At 64.1% G+C, this 15366-nt stretch carries 19 protein-coding genes; 2 read left to right on the top strand and 17 right to left on the bottom strand.

Annotated elements, in window-relative coordinates; all coding sequences use genetic code 11:
* Positions 1-8: 8 nt before the first annotated feature.
* The 5 genes from MMB74_RS09230 to MMB74_RS09210 form a co-directional block, all read right to left on the bottom strand.
* Positions 9-455, bottom strand: a complete 447-nt coding sequence (locus MMB74_RS09230) for a 5-carboxymethyl-2-hydroxymuconate isomerase (protein ID WP_277428323.1) — start codon at positions 453-455, stop codon at positions 9-11.
* A gap of 46 nt (positions 456-501) precedes the next feature.
* A complete protein-coding gene (hpaD, locus tag MMB74_RS09225) occupies positions 502-1425 on the bottom strand; it encodes a 3,4-dihydroxyphenylacetate 2,3-dioxygenase (RefSeq protein WP_277428322.1) in 924 nt (307 codons plus the stop codon).
* A 69-nt stretch (positions 1426-1494) separates the two neighbouring features.
* A complete protein-coding gene (hpaE, locus tag MMB74_RS09220) occupies positions 1495-2955 on the bottom strand; it encodes a 5-carboxymethyl-2-hydroxymuconate semialdehyde dehydrogenase (protein WP_277428321.1) in 1461 nt (486 codons plus the stop codon).
* Between the two features lie 22 nt (positions 2956-2977).
* Positions 2978-3736: a fumarylacetoacetate hydrolase family protein gene (locus MMB74_RS09215; RefSeq protein ID WP_277428320.1), complete on the bottom strand. Its 759-nt coding sequence runs from the start codon at positions 3734-3736 to the stop codon at positions 2978-2980.
* The gene (locus tag MMB74_RS09210; protein WP_277428319.1) at positions 3733-4506 is read right to left on the bottom strand and encodes a fumarylacetoacetate hydrolase family protein; all 774 of its coding nucleotides are present in this window, start codon (positions 4504-4506) and stop codon (positions 3733-3735) included. The genes MMB74_RS09215 and MMB74_RS09210 overlap by 4 nt, the downstream gene beginning before the upstream one ends.
* Positions 4507-4641: 135 nt before the next feature.
* Here MMB74_RS09210 and hpaR point away from each other — a divergent pair, with 135 nt between their 5' ends.
* Positions 4642-5085 (top strand): homoprotocatechuate degradation operon regulator HpaR, encoded by a 444-nt coding sequence (gene hpaR, locus MMB74_RS09205; protein ID WP_277428318.1) that lies wholly within the window; start codon positions 4642-4644, stop codon positions 5083-5085.
* Positions 5086-5111: 26 nt separating this feature from the next.
* Here hpaR and MMB74_RS09200 read toward each other — a convergent pair whose 3' ends face one another.
* The 3 genes from MMB74_RS09200 to MMB74_RS09190 form a co-directional block, all read right to left on the bottom strand.
* Complete coding sequence (locus MMB74_RS09200; protein ID WP_277428317.1) at positions 5112-5657, bottom strand: glycine zipper 2TM domain-containing protein; 546 nt, start codon at positions 5655-5657, stop codon at positions 5112-5114.
* 189 nt (positions 5658-5846) lie between these two features.
* Positions 5847-6479, bottom strand: a complete 633-nt coding sequence (locus MMB74_RS09195) for a c-type cytochrome (protein ID WP_277428316.1) — start codon at positions 6477-6479, stop codon at positions 5847-5849.
* A gap of 46 nt (positions 6480-6525) precedes the next feature.
* Positions 6526-7824 carry a cytochrome C gene (locus tag MMB74_RS09190; RefSeq protein ID WP_277428315.1) on the bottom strand — a complete coding sequence of 433 codons (1299 nt, stop codon included), beginning with the start codon at positions 7822-7824 and terminating at the stop codon, positions 6526-6528.
* 306 nt (positions 7825-8130) lie between these two features.
* Between MMB74_RS09190 and MMB74_RS09185 the strand changes: the two genes are divergently transcribed.
* Positions 8131-8649: a metal-dependent hydrolase gene (locus tag MMB74_RS09185; RefSeq protein WP_277428314.1), complete on the top strand. Its 519-nt coding sequence runs from the start codon at positions 8131-8133 to the stop codon at positions 8647-8649.
* Between the two features lie 17 nt (positions 8650-8666).
* Here MMB74_RS09185 and MMB74_RS09180 read toward each other — a convergent pair whose 3' ends face one another.
* From MMB74_RS09180 to atpD, 9 genes are read right to left on the bottom strand one after another with little or no spacing between them, the layout of a single operon-like run.
* Positions 8667-9533 carry a FoF1 ATP synthase subunit gamma gene (locus MMB74_RS09180; protein WP_277428313.1) on the bottom strand — a complete coding sequence of 289 codons (867 nt, stop codon included), beginning with the start codon at positions 9531-9533 and terminating at the stop codon, positions 8667-8669.
* Positions 9530-11122 (bottom strand): F0F1 ATP synthase subunit alpha, encoded by a 1593-nt coding sequence (locus tag MMB74_RS09175; protein ID WP_277428312.1) that lies wholly within the window; start codon positions 11120-11122, stop codon positions 9530-9532. Before MMB74_RS09175 ends, MMB74_RS09180 begins: the two co-directional genes overlap by 4 nt.
* Positions 11100-11852 carry a F0F1 ATP synthase subunit delta gene (locus tag MMB74_RS09170; protein ID WP_277428311.1) on the bottom strand — a complete coding sequence of 251 codons (753 nt, stop codon included), beginning with the start codon at positions 11850-11852 and terminating at the stop codon, positions 11100-11102. The genes MMB74_RS09175 and MMB74_RS09170 overlap by 23 nt, the downstream gene beginning before the upstream one ends.
* A 9-nt stretch (positions 11853-11861) precedes the next feature.
* Positions 11862-12110, bottom strand: a complete 249-nt coding sequence (locus tag MMB74_RS09165) for a F0F1 ATP synthase subunit C (protein WP_277428310.1) — start codon at positions 12108-12110, stop codon at positions 11862-11864.
* A complete protein-coding gene (locus MMB74_RS09160) occupies positions 12107-12805 on the bottom strand; it encodes a F0F1 ATP synthase subunit A (RefSeq protein WP_277428309.1) in 699 nt (232 codons plus the stop codon). The genes MMB74_RS09165 and MMB74_RS09160 overlap by 4 nt, the downstream gene beginning before the upstream one ends.
* Entirely contained in the window at positions 12802-13086 is a 285-nt protein-coding gene (locus tag MMB74_RS09155) for an ATP synthase subunit I (protein ID WP_277428308.1), read from the bottom strand. The genes MMB74_RS09160 and MMB74_RS09155 overlap by 4 nt, the downstream gene beginning before the upstream one ends.
* A gap of 2 nt (positions 13087-13088) precedes the next feature.
* The gene (locus MMB74_RS09150; RefSeq protein ID WP_277428307.1) at positions 13089-13433 is read right to left on the bottom strand and encodes an AtpZ/AtpI family protein; all 345 of its coding nucleotides are present in this window, start codon (positions 13431-13433) and stop codon (positions 13089-13091) included.
* Positions 13423-13887, bottom strand: a complete 465-nt coding sequence (locus MMB74_RS09145; protein ID WP_277428306.1) for a F0F1 ATP synthase subunit epsilon — start codon at positions 13885-13887, stop codon at positions 13423-13425. The genes MMB74_RS09150 and MMB74_RS09145 overlap by 11 nt, the downstream gene beginning before the upstream one ends.
* Positions 13884-15317, bottom strand: coding sequence for a F0F1 ATP synthase subunit beta (gene atpD, locus MMB74_RS09140; protein ID WP_277428305.1), 1434 nt, complete (start codon positions 15315-15317; stop codon positions 13884-13886). The genes MMB74_RS09145 and atpD overlap by 4 nt, the downstream gene beginning before the upstream one ends.
* Positions 15318-15366 lie beyond the last annotated feature (49 nt).

Genomic DNA, 15366 nt, shown 5'->3' with positions numbered 1-15366 from the left:
GTCTAGTCCTAGCCTTGTGCAAAAAGCGGGTGTAGCGAGCTGGTGCGCGCGTTGAACACTTCGTCCCCCTCGTCGATCTGAAGCGTGATGCCGATATGGCGCTCGGTGAGCATCCGCTCGAAATGGCGCTTGATGCAGGCATCGAGCGCGCGCCCCGTGCGTTCGAGCACCGCCGCGCTGCGCCCGCGCGCCACGCGCAGGTTCAAATAGACGAACGCGTATTCGCCCGTTCCGCCCGCGGTGCGCCCGGCTGCGCCGCTATCCGCAATCGCGTAGTGCGAAGCCGGATAGGCCAATACGCGGATGCCGCCGAGGGGAAACACCGCTGAGCGCGCCTCGTCGCGTTGCGCAGCCATCGTTTCCGCCAGAGCCGTGCAAAGCGCTTGAATATCGGCGCCTCCGTCTTCGATGGCGCCTTCGAGATTCGGCGTGTATAGGATCGTCAAATGTGGCACTGCGCGGCCCTCCATATACGTAGTACGGATCGATCTAGCGAAAGCGTCACAACCTCGCAAATGCACGGTACTGCTTGGCGGTCGAGGCTTCGGGCGCCGGAACGGCGGCGTCGCTTTGCGGCGTGACCGGAAACACCGCGTTGATCTGCCCGGTGCCGGAAGCGCCGAAGTAGGGCGTGACGATCTCGGCGCGGCCATCGTAGTCCGACCATCCGAGCGCGCCGAGCATCATCGCCGTGTCGTGCATGAAACCCTCGCCGTGTGCCTTCGCCGCGTATTCCGGCAGCATCTCGCAGAACGGCTTCCAATCGCCGCGCTCCCACATCGCCACGACCTGGCGATCCAAGGCTTCGAGAAGCGGGCTCCAGATCCGGTGCGCGTATTCGGGGGCCAGTCCGTTTTGGGCGAAGCGGTGGCTCAAGCTGCCGCTGGCAAGGAACGCGACCTTGCCGTCGTAATGCGCTTCGATCGCACGGCGCATGGCCCACCCGAGGCGAGCGCTGTCGTTCAGGTAGTGCGCCATGCATAGCGCAGATACCGATACGACCTTGAAATGCCGGTCCGCATTCATGTAGCGCAGCGGCACGAGCGTGCCGTATTCGGGGGCGAGCGTGGTCGCATCGTGCGCGAGCGTCTCCACGCCGTCTTCCGTGCAGGCGCGCGCGAGCAGCCGGCCTAGCGCCGGATTGCCGGGCGCGTCGAATGGCATGTTGCTGATGAAGTGCGGCAGTTCGTTGCTGGTGTAGAGGCCGCTGAAGTGCGGCGCGCAGTTGACGTGATAGTTCGCGTTGACGAGCCAATGCGTGTCGAATACGACGAGCGTATCGACGCCCAGCGCGCGGCAGCGTCGCGAGATCTCGCGATGCCCGTCGATGGCGTCTTGCCGGGTGCCCTTGCGCGGCCCATCGAACTCGGACAGATACATCGATGGCACGTGCGTAATCTTGGCTACGAGAGCGAGTTCACCCATGGTCGACGTCTCCTCGGCGCAAGTGCGCTTGCGTTGGCATGTGCAATGGCGTGCAAGCGGCGGCCGCGGTCAAGCGCGGCCCCATTGCGGAATGTGATGCGAACCGAGCGAGACGCAGACGTTCTTCGGTTCGAGGAACACCTCGTAGCTCCAGGTCCCGCCCTCGCGGCCGACGCCCGACGCCTTCGTGCCGCCGAACGGTTGGCGCAAGTCGCGCACGTTCTGACTGTTGACGAAGCACATGCCCGCCTCGATCGCGGCGGCGACCCGATGCGCGCGGCCGATGTTCTCGGTCCAGACGTAGCTCGACAAGCCGTAAGCGATGTCGTTGGCGATGCGCACGGCGTCGGCTTCGTCGTCGAATGGAATCAGGCATGCCACCGGGCCGAAAATCTCTTCTTGTGCGATTCGCATCCGGTTGTCGACGTCGACGAACACGGTTGGCGCGACGAAATTGCCGTTCCGTAGCGGCGCGGGCAGATCGAGCGCATCGAGTCCGCCACAGGCGAGCGTTGCGCCTTCCTTTGGACCCAACTCGATATAGCTGCGCACTTTCGCACAATGATTGCGGCTGATCATCGGGCCGACGATCGTATCGTCCGCGAGCGGATCGCCCACTTCGATACGCCGCGCGCGTTCGACGAAGCGCTCCGCGAAACGCGCGTATAGCGATTTCTGAACCAGAATGCGCGAACCGGCGGTGCAGCGCTCGCCGTTGTTGGAAAAGATCATGAACACGGCGGCATCGAGCGCGCGCTCGACATCGGCGTCGTCGAATACGACGAACGGCGATTTACCGCCCAGCTCCATTGAAAACTTCTTCAGTCCCGCTGCCTGCACGATCCGGTTGCCGGTTGCCGTCGATCCCGTGAACGAGACGGCGCGTACGTCGCGATGTGCGATGAGCGGCTCGCCGGCCTCGTGGCCGAAACCATGCACTACGTTCAAGACCCCTGCGGGGATACCCGCTTCGAGTGCGAGCTCGCCTAGGCGAGATGCCGTCAGCGGCGATAGCTCGCTCATCTTCAAGACGGCCGTGTTGCCGAAGGCGAGGCATGGCGCGACCTTCCACGTCGCGGTCATGAAGGGGACGTTCCAAGGGGAAATCAGCGCGCACACGCCGACCGGATGAAACAGTGTGTAGTTCAAATGCGTATCGGTGGGATACGTCTGTCCATCGACGTTCGCGCAGACTTGCGCGAAATAGTGGAAGTTGTCGGCTGCGCGCGGCACGAGTTGCTTGCGGGTTTGCGAGATCGTTTGGCCCGTGTCGTTCGTTTCGGTTTCGGACAGTTGCGGCACATGCTTTTCGATCAACTCGCCGAGCCGATGCATGAGTTTCGCTCGGTCTTTCGGCGCTCTCGCGGCCCAGGCGGGAAAAGCGTTTTTCGCGGCGGCGACCGCGGCATTCACCTCGTCGGCGCCACCGCGGGCCACCTCTGCAAGCACTGCTTGGTTCGCCGGGTTGACGGTTTCGAAGTACTCGCGCCCAGCGTGCGGTTGACCGTCGATCAGATGCTCGATGCGCATGGCGAATCCTTTATCGCTTCGTTCATTCGCGTCCGAATACGGCATCCGGCGCGAGCGTGTTGACGAGACGGCCCAGGCCGTCGATTTCGCAGACGATTTCGTCGCCCGCATCGACGTTCACGGTGCCCTGCGGCGTGCCGGTCAAAATCACGTCTCCAGCGGCAAGGGTCATGAAGCCGCTCAGATATTCGATCAGTGCGGGGACATCGGTGATGAGATCGCGTGTGTTGCCGCGTTGTCGCAGCGTGCCGTTCACATACGTGCGCAGTTCGAGATTGCCGACGTCGGGGATGTCGGCCGCATCGACGAACCATGGCCCGAGCACCGTGCCGCCATCGCGGTTTTTCACACGCAGGTTCGGACGATAGTAGTTTTCGAGGTAATCGCGGATCGCGTAATCGTTGGCGATCGTGTACCCGGCGACATGATCCATTGCGCCTTCGCGGGGAATGTTCCGCCCCGTACGGCCGATGACGACCGCAAGCTCGCATTCGTAATGCATGAACGTGACCTCGCGCGGCCTGCGTGTGACGCCGCGATGACCGATGACCGTGCCCGGCCCCTTCAAGAACACGAGCGGCTCTTCCTGCTTCGCAAACTGCAGTTCCCGCGCATGATCGGCGTAATTCAAGCCGAGGGCGAAGACGGTGCCGACGTCGATCGGCGCGAGCCAGACCAAGTCTTCTTCCCGGCAAAGCCGGCCATCGGCGAGCCGCACGCGATCGCCCTGCGGGTACGCTTCGTGAATGGCGCCTGCGTAAGCGACTCGGCCGCGCTTCACGATCGCGCCCCACTCGATTGCGCCGTATCGACGAACGACAGTTGCAGCGGAGCGAAGCCGCCGGCCGCGACGACGGCTTGCTCGCCCGCGTGCGCGATCGGCGCGCCATGCGGTGCACCCAGCGTGAGGATGTCGCCGGGCGAGAGTGTCATGAAATCGGTGACATCGGCAATCAAACGCGCGACGCCGCGCACGAAGCTTGCGGTATTGGCGGTGAAATCGCGTTGCCCCGTGACTCGCGCGGTGAGCGCGAGGCGATCGGGCGTGGCGACGTGGCGTTTGGCAACGAGGGCCGGGCCGATCACGCAGAAGCGATCGCGCGCGCGGAAACGAACCGCAGGGCGATAGACGCTCGCATGCGGGATGCTCAGATCGGCGACCGTCGTGTACCCTGCGACGTAGTCGAGCGCATGCTGTTCCTGCACACGCGTGGCGGTGTGGCCAAGCACGATGCCGAGCGATACGCCCACCTCGATACCCGGCGCGTCGGCCGGCACGTCGATCTGCGCGCGATGGCCCGCAAGCGTATTGCGTGGCTTCACGTAAAGGATGGGCGCTTTGGGCGGTGCGCCGTAGGGTGGCGCATGCATGGCTTCGCCGAGCGCATCTAGCGAGGCGCGGTCGTTGAGCAACGTGCCATAGACCGCGCCTGTCACTGGCGCGCGGCACGCCAGGCCGCCCGCGAGCAGACAGCGAACGGCTTGCGCGTCCATCTCGCGCGGCAGCGCTTCGCCTTCTAGATGAAGCAGATGATCGGACAGTGCGAACATAGCGCTGGACACGTGCGGCGAAAACACTAATATGTTAGCGATGTTGCGCTTGATATGATCGGGCGTCAACTGCCTGTCGCCTCGTTAAGGGTTTTTCCGAGTGCGACCTCTCGCTTGCTCATTTTGCCTTCCGCCATGTCCGATTCAGTCTCCGATCGCTTCCGTCATCGCAACCTGCCCATGCTGCTGCTACGCGCGCGCGAAAAGATGATGGAGCGCTTTCGTCCGCTGATCACGGCGCACGGGTTGACGGAACAGCAGTGGCGCGTGATTCGTGCGCTGGACGAAAGCGGGCCGCTGGAGCCGCGGCAGATTTCCGATCTGTGCACGATCTCGAGTCCGAGCATGGCGGGCGTGCTCGCGCGCATGGAGGCGATGGGACTCGTGACGAAGGAGCGGTTCGAAGCGGATCAGCGTCGCGTGCGCGTCTCGTTGACGAAGAAGAGCGTCAACGTGGTTCGTGCGTTGGCGAAGGCGCTCGAAGCTGAGTATGCAAAGCTGGAACGCGAGGTGGGGAAGGAGGCGGTCGAGCGCGTCTACCGGGCGGTCGACGCGCTGCTCGACGGCTTCGATCGATAGCCGGTCAACAGTCGGTCACGACGCCGTCAATAGCGCGAAATTTGGCTGCCGTCGATGCGCACGCGGTCGCCGGGTCGCAGTTCGCCCGGCGTTTGCATGTCGAACGAGCGCATGCTGCCGTCGCTCAGTTGAATGTCGACGCGGTAGCCCGACGGCTGCCCCATGTTTTGACCGACCTGATTGCCGAGCGCCGCGCCGCCGAGTGCGCCGATCACGGTTGCCGCATCGCGGCCATGACCGCGGCCGATCTGGTTGCCGAGCACACCGCCCACGACGGCGCCCACGAGTGTCCCCGCCACGCCCGAAGGGCTCGTCGCGCCGCCGATCGGGCGAATGCCCGCGACGGTGCCGTACTGCTCGCCGTAATTGCCCGGTTGCACGTAGCCGGGCTGCGGCGGCGGGGTATAGGCGGGCTGTGCATAGCTCGGCTGGGCGTAAGCCGGCTGCGCGTACTGCGGTTGCGCGCCATAGCCTGCGTAGGGATTCGTCGCAATGCATCCGGTGAGCGATGCGGCGCAAGCCGCGACGAGGGGAAGAAGCAGGGCGGATTTGGTCTGCGTGAGGCGTTTCATGGGATGACTCGTGTCGTTTTGAGCGCTAGCGATGCGCGAATGCATCGGTTGCGTACCGGAGTATAGGGATTGACGAATCGTCTGTACTCGGCCGCGCGGGTAACAGTGTGTAAAGTCTGTTGCCGCGCGGCGACGCCGGCACGCGGGGCGCGCGCCGCCAAAGACGGGGTCTTCGGGACTCGAGGCGATTTACCGCGATTGCAGAAACGCGGTCACCGCTTTTGCGTCTTCTTTTCCGAGTGTATGCGCCACGGCCGACATCACGGGGGCATTCGCCCGCGTACCGTTTTGAAAGACCTCGATTTGGCGCATCAAGTACTCGGCATGCTGGCCCGCAAGCCGGGGAAACTGCCCGTTTCCTTGCCCTTGGGCGCCATGGCACGAGGCACACGCGGGCACGCCTTTCTCGGAAAGACCTTGTTCGAAGATCTTCTGCCCTTCTGCAACTAGCGCCGCATCGCCCGCGCTGCCTGCCGTCGGTGCTTGTTGGGCATAGTAATCGGCCAAGGAAGCAATGGTCGCGTCGTCCAGTTGCGATGCGATCGCCCACATGTACGAGCGTGCATCGGACTCAGAGCGCTGATGTTGCCCGAATCCCTTCAGCTGCGCGACAAGATAGTCTCGCGTCTGTCCATTGAGCTTCGGAAACATCGGCGACTGGCTGTCTCCATGCACGCCATGACATGCCACGCACAATTGAGCGGCCAAGCGTGCGCCGTCCTGCGCCGTGGCGGGAGGCGTCGCTAGCGCAAGGACGATAGCGACGATCGGCAAGGTGGCCGATGCGCTCAGTCGAGCGGAATAACGTGACGGTCGTTTCATATGCCGGCCCACTTTTTCGTTTGATGCGATTTCAGACGCTCGCGCGCTAGAACATGATCCAGGCCAGCAAATACAACGTGTTGTTGTCGCTGGCGTTGCGACCGTTGCCGTCGTAGTTGTAGCGCGCCCCGTTGAACCTTAGGAACCACGTGTATTGCACAGAAACCTTGACTTGGGGTATCGGCAAGTAATCTGCTTCGAGGATGACGCCGTTGGAGTTAGGCGTTCCATTCGCGCTGCCGGTTACCGGAGCCGATCCATATAGGCCGGGATCCGTGCTTCCCGTCGTTTGAAAGTAGGCGAGTGTGGCGCCGTACTTTCGCTGGTAGTAGTACGACGCTTTCGCTTTGAAGGTATCGAGCGTATCGGAAGCGTTTGTCGGCGTTGGCCCCGCACCGATTCCTCCGCTCGCGAAACTCGCATCCCAGCTTTGCTTCTCGTGAATCCAAGTGGCTTGCGCGGTAATCGAATGCGTGTACGTCAGGTATTGATACTGTGTGTCGAAAGCGATATCCGTGAAGCGGTCGGTCGGCGAAACGGGAATCGTGTTGTCGGGATACTTGTCGGCAATGAGGCCGTATGTGCCGAACATGATCGAGTGCGGTCCCCATTCGGCGTTGTACGCAAGCCGCCAGTAGGGGTTGTTGCCGGACAGTCGCGCCACGCCGCCGGGGCTCGTGATGTCCTGCCCCGTGCGCAGGAATGAGAACATTTTGTCCGCGGTTCGATAGAGGCCGATCTCCGCGTAAATGCTGCGCTGCCAGAACACGTAGGCCGTGGCGCCGGCCACTTGCTGCGCAAGTCCGCCGTCGATGAGCGTGCCGGCCATCGGCGTAAGCGAGACGCTGCTCGAGGCGTACGGGTACCCGAAGGCCGGCGTGCTGTTCCAGACATCCGATACGGTGGGGCTGTTGTTGAGCGTCATGCCGTAGATGAAGTCGATGTCGCCTTGCGTGAAATGGCCGGCCGCGCGGATATCGGTGTTGTCGATGCCGCTGTGGTGTTCAATGCCGTCATAGCTCCATTGCGCGAAGGCGCCGACCGGCCCCGCGATACGGCCTGCATAGAAGATGCTGGCCTGCTGCAGCGCAACCCCGCCGTTGCGCACGAAGTCGTAGTCGTTGTTATCGATCGTCCGCGTATTGGTTTGAGAGAACTGCAACATCGCGGCAAGGGGAATCGTTTTTTTGTTGGTCAGCGTATAGCCGGTCAACTTAAAGAACCTGCCGAACGGAGTGAGCTCGGGAAAGCTCACATGGCAGGCGACGCATGCGAGCCCGGTTTGGCGTGCGAATGCGGGCACTGCCTGCGCCGTGCGACCGATTAGGCTCAGCACGACTACCATGAGAAACATCGCCCACCGCGCGCGAACCACGCTTCTGCCCGAGGCATTCATGGCGCTTCCCCCAAAAGATCTTCATCTTTGTTTATAGGACTGATCGAATGCGCGGTGTCGCCCTTGCGCATGTATCTGTGCGTATCGACACATGACTCGATTACGTCCCTACTGCACCTACGGTAGCGCTGAGCGGCTCACCGGTTTTTGACTTGGCTCAATGCGTCCGTTGCACGAGGGTTAACCACGGGTGATCGGAATCGGCGTCGTTCTGCGACAATACCGGCCCTTCGTCTGATCCCGCATACACACGATATGGCATCGCATAGCGCACATCATGCCCTGGGGTGGGCGGCCGGCATGACGGCGGCCGTCACCGTCGCCGCAGCCGGAGCAGCGGGGCCTTGGCACGTCGGCGCGTTGACGGCGCTTCTCGCGGGTGTGGCGGGAGGCACCGCGCCCGACTGGCTCGAAGTCGCTTGGTGGTCTCGCGCGCGACGGTTGTGGATCGCGCATCGAACGGCAACGCACTGGGGCGTCGGTTGGGCGGCCGCGCTGATCTTTGCCTACCATTCGCTTGGGCGTATGCATCCGTTTGCCGCCGCACTGTTCGGTTTCGCATGCGGCGGCTTCACGCATCTGCTGGCGGATTGGCCGAATCCGCTAGGCGTGCCGTGGATCTGGCGGCGTCATTCCCTGAACCTATGGAAGAGCGGGCGCTGCGACTTGATTGTCGTGGCATTGGGATGGGCGGCTGCGGCTTGGGTTGCGCGACCGTTGTGGACGCCATTCGTCATGCCCTTCATGCGCGGCTTGCGCCCGCTCGCGCGCTGAGCGTCGTATCGTAACGGTCAAGCGCTCAACGTCTCCGTCCCGCCATCGACGCTCGACAGCTCGACGATCTCCTCGGTGATTTGCTCTTGCCGCAGCCGGCGATATTCCATCGTCAATTGCAGGGCCGTTTCGTCGATGTTGCGTCGGGCGGCCATCATGGTACGCATGCGCGCTTCGCTTTCCGCGGCGAACGACAAAACGATGGCTTCGCAGATCTGTGTGTATACGTACTCTTCCGCGAGCCGTTCGAGCAACTCGCGAACAGGCAGCGCGACGATGGGCGGCAGGCGGCGGTGTACCGCCTCGAAGCGCCCGAAATCGAAAGGCAGCAGCGAGGTCGTCGCGATCGATGCGCCTTCCACGGGTTGCGGCGCGCCATGCACGAGTGCGACGCGCGAGACGCCGCCGTCTTGCAAGCGGCCATATAACGCGCCGACGATGCGGCCGGCAAGTTCGGGCACGGCATCGACATGCGCTGCCATTTCGGCGGACCAGCTCGCCCGGTAATCGAATTCTTCGGCCACGAGTTGGGCGCGGTCGCCGACGATGAAATACTCGACCGCGTCCGCCGATGGGCGGCGTGCGGCTTGCATCACCCGGTGGTTGTACGTGCCGACGAAACCCTGCTCAGTGCCGATCACGATCAGGATTTGCGTGTCGCTCGTTCGAGCCGGCGCGGGTAGCTCCGAGGGAAGGGGTAACGCCAGCGTCATCGCGTCCGCAATTGCAGCCGAGATTTGATCGGCGCAGGCGCGGATACCCGGCAGGTGTTCAAGTGCGTCGCGTGTGCGGGCGGCGGCTATGCCGCGCATGGCCGTGACGACCGATGCGAGTTCACCGACCGTGCCCAAACGCGCCTGCACCACGCCGAGTTCGTTGCTCATGGACTGCTCCGATCTTGCGGGCTTTGCTCGCTGGGCGGAGTCGGTGGACTCGGCGGGCTTTGTGCGGGGCGAGGCACGAGATCCCGCACGACGCCGATCAGCATCGCACGATCATCGGGCTGTAGTTGCGCGCCGTGTTGCAGCGCCGGACCCGCCTTGGCTGCGATGCCGACGGCGTCCAGGCGCGGGGGAAGCGCTTCGCGCACTTGCGCAATGGCCGCACTTGGGCAGCCGTCAAACACGCCTTCGGCCAGCGCGAGCAGCAGGGCAATCTCTCCGATCGGGCGCAACGGCGAGAAGCGCGGTTGGGCGATCAGGGCACGGATGCGTTCGCCGCGCGCGATCTGCGCCTTCAGGCGCGCGTCGCTCAAACCGCCGAAGCGCGTGAACATTTCGAGTTCGAGGAACTGCGCGTAATCGAGCCGCAACCGCCCGGAAGCGGCGCGCAACGCCGGAAGCTGCGCCTTGCCGCCCACGCGGCTCACACTGAGCCCGACGTCGATCGCGGGACGCTGGTTCGCCGCAAACAAGCGCGCATCGAGCACGATCTGTCCGTCCGTGATCGAGATCAGATTGGTCGGGATATAGGCGGCCAAATTCCCTGCGTCGGTCTCGGCGATCGGGATCGCGGTGAGCGAGCCGCCGCCCCGCTCCGAACAGAGCTTTCCCGCACGTTCGAGCAAACGGGCATGCAAGTAGAAGATATCGCCGGGATAGGCTTCCCGTCCGGGCGGCGCACGCGTGAGCAGCGAGAGCTCGCGATGGGTCGCGGCATGTTTGGTCAGATCGTCGATCACGACGAGCGCATGTCCGCCGCGCTCTCTGAAATACTCGGCGATGCTGAAAGCCGCGAACGGCGCGATCCATTGGAGGCCAGGCGGATCGGACGCGGATGCGACGACGAACACGCAACGCTCGGGCGCGCCGTGTTTGCGGACCGCATCGATCACGCGCTCGACTGCCGTCGCCCGTTGACCGATGGCGACATAGACGCATACTACGTCGGAGTGTTTCTGATTGACGATGGTATCGATGGCGATCGAGGTCTTCCCCGTCGCGCGATCGCCGATGATCAGCTCGCGTTGCCCGCGGCCGATAGCGAACAATGCGTCGATCAGAAGAATGCCGGTCTCGATCGGCTCGGATACCAACTCCCGCTCGATGATCGCGGGCGCCGGGCGTTCGATCGGAAGCGAGAGCGGGGCGTTTATCGTTTGGCCGCCATCGAGCGGCCTGCCGAGCGGATCGACGATGCGGCCCAGCATGCCGGGTCCGACCGGCACTTCGACTACGCGTCCGGTTCCCAGCACGCGCGAACCGGCGGCGATGCCCGCGCAGCTATCGAGCAGCACGCAGCTCAACGTGTCGGCGTCGAGTTCGAGCGCGAAGCCGAACTGCCCGCCGTCGAATTGCAGCAGCTCGTTCAAGCGCACGTGCGGCAGCCCGCTCACGCGGGCGATGCCGTCCGCCACATGTTCGACGCGCCCGACGATTTGCGCCTGCGGCGCGAGGCTGAGCCGTGCGAGTGCGGTCCTGCCGCGCGAGAGCCAAGCATCGTCGGCGGTTTCAGGCATGGGGTTCGTCGTCATGGATCAAGAGCTCGGCCTTCAGCGTTTCTAGATCGTGCCGGAAGCTGTTTCGCACGACGACATGCGGTGCGACGAGTTCGAGCCCCGCGATCAAGCTCGAATCGACTTCCGTTTGTAAACTCACGTCATGGCCCACCGCTCGGGCGAGCGCCATGCGGCATTGCTTCGATTCGTCGTCACTGAGCGCCCGCGGCGCGATCAAACGAAGCGGATCGGATGGCTCGCCAAGGTGAACGCGATTCTCTTGCGGCAGGGCACGCACGGCGTTCTCGAGAGGCGCGATGAAGCCTTCGACGAGCGCCTGCGGCGGGAGCCTGGAGAGTAGCCGCGACGCGATGTCGAGCGCGAATGCACTGGCTCTGGCCGCATCCGCTCGCGCCGCGTTCTCGCGCAGCAGATCGGTTTGTTCCGTGGCGGATGCGCGCAACGCATTGGCTTCGGCACGAGCGGCCGCGAGCAACGACGTTCGCAATTGTTCGGTCTGAGCCGATACTTCGCTCAGCCGCTGCAAACGTAGCGCATCCATCGAAGCGACTTCCTCGGCGGCTTGCTTGCGGTCGCGCTCGGCCATATCGCGCGCCGCCGATGCGTCTCGCATGATGGCGGCCGCGGCCTGCTGGCGATCGGCCATGATCTTGGCGACCGGCTTGAACAGAAAACGCGACAAGAGCCACACGAGCACCAGTACGTTGACGGTTTGAAAGCCGAGCGTCCACCAATCGATGCGCATGTCGAACGCCTATTTGGTGAATGGGTTGGCGAACAACACGAGCAGGGCCACGACGAGGCAATAAATGGCCATCGTCTCGATCATGGCTAAGCCGACGAACAGCGTGCGCGAGATCGTGCCTGCCGATTCGGGCTGCCGGGCCAATGCATCCATGGCCGCGGCAACGGCGCGGCCTTCGGCCAGGGCGGGGCCGATCGCGCCGAACGACACGGCGATCGCCGCCGCAACGATGCTGATGAGTTGGATCCAATTGGTCATGATGGTCCTTGCGATGAATGCGATGCGGTCTCGGCATGCTCGCCTAGCGCGGCGCCGATGAACACCGCCGCGAGCACGGTGAAGATGTAGGCCTGAACGGCGCCGGTGAGCAGATCGAGCGCCATCAGCGGAATCGGCACGAGCAGCCCTGCCAAAGAGAGGACGATGCCGATCACGAAGACGCCGCTCATCACATTGCCGAACAGACGCACGACGAGTGAAAAGGTACGCGTGATTTGTTCGACGAGATTGAGCGGGATCATGATCCACGTGGGCTCGGCGAACGATGCGAGATAGCGGCGGACGCCGCGTGCCCGTATGCCGTAGTAAATGGTCGCCGCGAACACCACGCAGGCGAGCGCGGCATCGGTTTCGACATGTGCGGTGGGCGGCTCGACGCCCGGAATCATGCCGGACCAATTGCAAGCGAGGATGAAGACGAACAACGTGCCGATCAATGCGCGATAGCGCGCGGGATCGGATTGGATCGTGTCGCTGAGCTGACTATCGAGCGAAGTCACGAGCAACTCTAGGGCGACTTGCAGCTTGGTCGGCGCGAGCGATAGGCGCTTTCGTACCCACAGCAAGACGCCGACGATCACCATCATGATGGCCCAGGTGGTCACGACCGGCGCCGAGATCGAGACGACGCCCAGGCGCAACAGCGGTTCGGTTGCGAGCGGGGAGTGGATCATGGCGCTTGCCTCGTCAATCGAATCGCGACCTGCCGCGCGAGCACGATGCCGGCGAGGGCGGCCAGCAACGCGGCCTGACCAAGACGAGCGAGGCCGAACAGCGCGAGCGCCAGCACGCCGAATCGCGCCGCTTGCAACGCGATCGCGGTGCCGATGGCGTGACGCGCGTAGCAGCGCGCGTTCGCGAATAGCGAGGCGAAATAGGCTGCGCCGACGATGCCGCCGGCCGCGGCGCCGAGGGCGATCTTGAAGGAAGTGGCGAGGGCGGCTAACGCGAGCATGGTCAATCCTCCGGGTTTTGACGATGCATCCAGCGCCATGCGAGCCAGAGGCCGATTGCTGCGCCGATCATCAAGAGCGGCGCCGAAAAGAACACGCCGGTGGCCAAGCGCCGGTCGAGCCAATGACCGATCCACAAGCACAGCAAGGTCGGGATGACGACCATCCATCCGAGCATGCCGATCTGGCCGAGCCTCGACCCGAGCGATGGCTCCGGCACCTTGCGCGCTGCGCGTTCGCGCCGCATAGCTTGTTGGGCACTGCGTTCCAGCAGATGCGAGCCATGATTGCGCGCCGGTTCTTTCGAATCTGGCTCGCGCGGCGGCGCGTCGGGCTGTTCATTGACCATGGCGATTGCCTTCGTCTACGCCATCCATGCGTCCGGCGTCATTCGCTGGGCCGGGTCGCAAGTACTTCAGAATCTGCCGAATCGCGTGCGCGTTCAGACGGGTTTGTTCGACGCGCGCTTTGCGCGCGGCGTCGGCTCGCGCGGCACGGGTTTCTCGCACTTGGGTTTCGAGCGTGTCGAGCGCTTCGCCCAGCTCCGCTTCGCGGCAGGCAATGCTGACGCGCGCGCCATCGGCCACGCGCAACACCCCGCCGCTTACCGCACAATAACGCCGCCGCCCATCAGCGGTACGCCAGCGCAATACGCATGGGGCGAGCACGGTCAGGAAATCCGCATGACCGGGCAGAATGCCGAAGCTGCCGGTCGCGTCTTCTGCGCGCAAGGCGACGATGTCCGCGCTATCGACGAGCATCTCGGATGGGGTGGCGAGCGTGAGCCGAAGCGTCGTGTTCATGCGGCGTCTCGTTCGCGCTCGCGCGCTTCGTCGAGGGTGCCCACCATGTACAGCGACTGCTCGTGCCACGTGTCGCATTCGCCCTCGAGGATGGCCTTGCATCCTGCTAGCGTGTCCTCGACTGCGACGGAGCGCCCCGCCACGCCGGTGAACGCTTCCGTGACGGTGAACGGCTGCGTCAAAAACCGTTGCAGGCGGCGCGCCCGGCCGACGATGCGCCGATCGTCGGCGGCCAGCTCTTCGATGCCGAGCAGCGAGATCACGTCTTGCAATTCCCGGTAGTGCTCGATGGTGCGCCTCACCTCGGTGGCGACCGAGACATGCTCCGCGCCCACGACCAACGGATCGAGCAGGATCGACGACGATGCGATCGGGTCGATCGCCGGGTACATGCCTTCGGCCGCCATGGCGCGCGACAGCACGACGGTGCTGTCCAGGTGCGCGGCGATCGTCGTGACGGCCGGGTCGGTGAAATCGTCGGCGGGCACGTACACAGCCTCGATCGCGGTGATCGCCGTGCCGCCGACCGAAACGATGCGTTCCTGCAAAGCGGCCACTTCCGTCGCCAGCGTCGGCTGGTACCCCACGCGCGAGGGCAGGCGCCCGAGCAAGCCCGACACTTCCGCGCCCGCTTGCACGAAGCGAAACACGTTATCCATCAGCAGAAGGACGTTTTGGCGCTGTTCGTCGCGGAAGTATTCGGCGACCGTCAATGCGGTTAGCGGCACGCGCCAGCGCGCACCGGGCGGCTCGTTCATCTGGCCGTACACGAGCACGGTGCGCGGCAGCACGCCCGAGCTTTGCATGTCGTGCAAGAGCTCGTGCCCCTCGCGCGAGCGCTCGCCCACGCCGGCGAACACCGATATGCCTTTGTAGTGTTCGACCATCGCGTGAATCAATTCCATGACGAGCACGGTCTTACCCACGCCCGCGCCGCCGAACATCGCCGCTTTGCCGCCGCGGGCAAGCGGCGCCAGCAGATCGATGACTTTGATCCCGGTCGAGAAGATCTCGGTCGCGACATCTTGCGCGGACAAGGGGGGCGGTTCGCGGTGGATGGGGCGCCGCGGCACGTCGGCGGGCAAGGACGCGCCTTTATCGCCCGGCGCGCCCATCACATCGATCAATCGGCCCAGCATGGCGTCGCCGACGGGGACCGCGATGGCTTGCCCCGATGCATATGCCCGCCCGCCTCTCGGTAGCCCGCTCGTCGATTGCATGGCAAGCGCGCGAACGGTCCGGTCGTTCAGGTGCGCTTGGACTTCGGCAACGATGCGCTCCCCCTCTTCGCTTTCGATTGAAAGCGCGGTATTCAAAGGCGGAAGGCTATCGGCCGGAAACGCAATGTCGATCACCGCGCCGCGCACGGCGACGACTTCGCCCGCGAGCGGGGCGCCGCTTTGTTCGACGCTGACAGATTGCATTTGCATGGTGAGTCACACGCGCTGGGGTTGAAGTCCTCCGAACCACCTCAACTAT

Source organism: Trinickia sp. Y13 (assembly GCF_029522115.1).
Taxonomy (GTDB): domain Bacteria; phylum Pseudomonadota; class Gammaproteobacteria; order Burkholderiales; family Burkholderiaceae; genus Trinickia.
The sequence above is the reverse complement of the archived record's forward strand: the minus strand, read 5'-3'. Positions and strand labels throughout refer to the sequence as shown.

Bases quoted from the DNA above. Each gene is read 5' to 3' on its own strand.
- hpaD (WP_277428322.1), bottom strand. From the start codon at position 1,425: ATGGGTGAACTCGCTCTCGTAGCCAAGATTACGCACGTGCCATCGATG.
- hpaE (WP_277428321.1), bottom strand. From the start codon at position 2,955: ATGCGCATCGAGCATCTGATCGACGGTCAACCGCACGCTGGGCGCGAG.
- MMB74_RS09210 (WP_277428319.1), bottom strand. From the start codon at position 4,506: ATGTTCGCACTGTCCGATCATCTGCTTCATCTAGAAGGCGAAGCGCTG.
- hpaR (WP_277428318.1), top strand. From the start codon at position 4,642: ATGTCCGATTCAGTCTCCGATCGCTTCCGTCATCGCAACCTGCCCATG.
- MMB74_RS09200 (WP_277428317.1), bottom strand. From the start codon at position 5,657: ATGAAACGCCTCACGCAGACCAAATCCGCCCTGCTTCTTCCCCTCGTC.
- MMB74_RS09195 (WP_277428316.1), bottom strand. From the start codon at position 6,479: ATGAAACGACCGTCACGTTATTCCGCTCGACTGAGCGCATCGGCCACC.
- MMB74_RS09190 (WP_277428315.1), bottom strand. From the start codon at position 7,824: ATGGTAGTCGTGCTGAGCCTAATCGGTCGCACGGCGCAGGCAGTGCCC.
- MMB74_RS09185 (WP_277428314.1), top strand. From the start codon at position 8,131: ATGGCATCGCATAGCGCACATCATGCCCTGGGGTGGGCGGCCGGCATG.
- MMB74_RS09180 (WP_277428313.1), bottom strand. From the start codon at position 9,533: ATGAGCAACGAACTCGGCGTGGTGCAGGCGCGTTTGGGCACGGTCGGT.
- MMB74_RS09175 (WP_277428312.1), bottom strand. From the start codon at position 11,122: ATGACGACGAACCCCATGCCTGAAACCGCCGACGATGCTTGGCTCTCG.
- MMB74_RS09170 (WP_277428311.1), bottom strand. From the start codon at position 11,852: ATGCGCATCGATTGGTGGACGCTCGGCTTTCAAACCGTCAACGTACTG.
- MMB74_RS09165 (WP_277428310.1), bottom strand. From the start codon at position 12,110: ATGACCAATTGGATCCAACTCATCAGCATCGTTGCGGCGGCGATCGCC.
- MMB74_RS09160 (WP_277428309.1), bottom strand. From the start codon at position 12,805: ATGATCCACTCCCCGCTCGCAACCGAACCGCTGTTGCGCCTGGGCGTC.
- MMB74_RS09155 (WP_277428308.1), bottom strand. From the start codon at position 13,086: ATGCTCGCGTTAGCCGCCCTCGCCACTTCCTTCAAGATCGCCCTCGGC.
- MMB74_RS09150 (WP_277428307.1), bottom strand. From the start codon at position 13,433: ATGGTCAATGAACAGCCCGACGCGCCGCCGCGCGAGCCAGATTCGAAA.
- MMB74_RS09145 (WP_277428306.1), bottom strand. From the start codon at position 13,887: ATGAACACGACGCTTCGGCTCACGCTCGCCACCCCATCCGAGATGCTC.
- atpD (WP_277428305.1), bottom strand. From the start codon at position 15,317: ATGCAAATGCAATCTGTCAGCGTCGAACAAAGCGGCGCCCCGCTCGCG.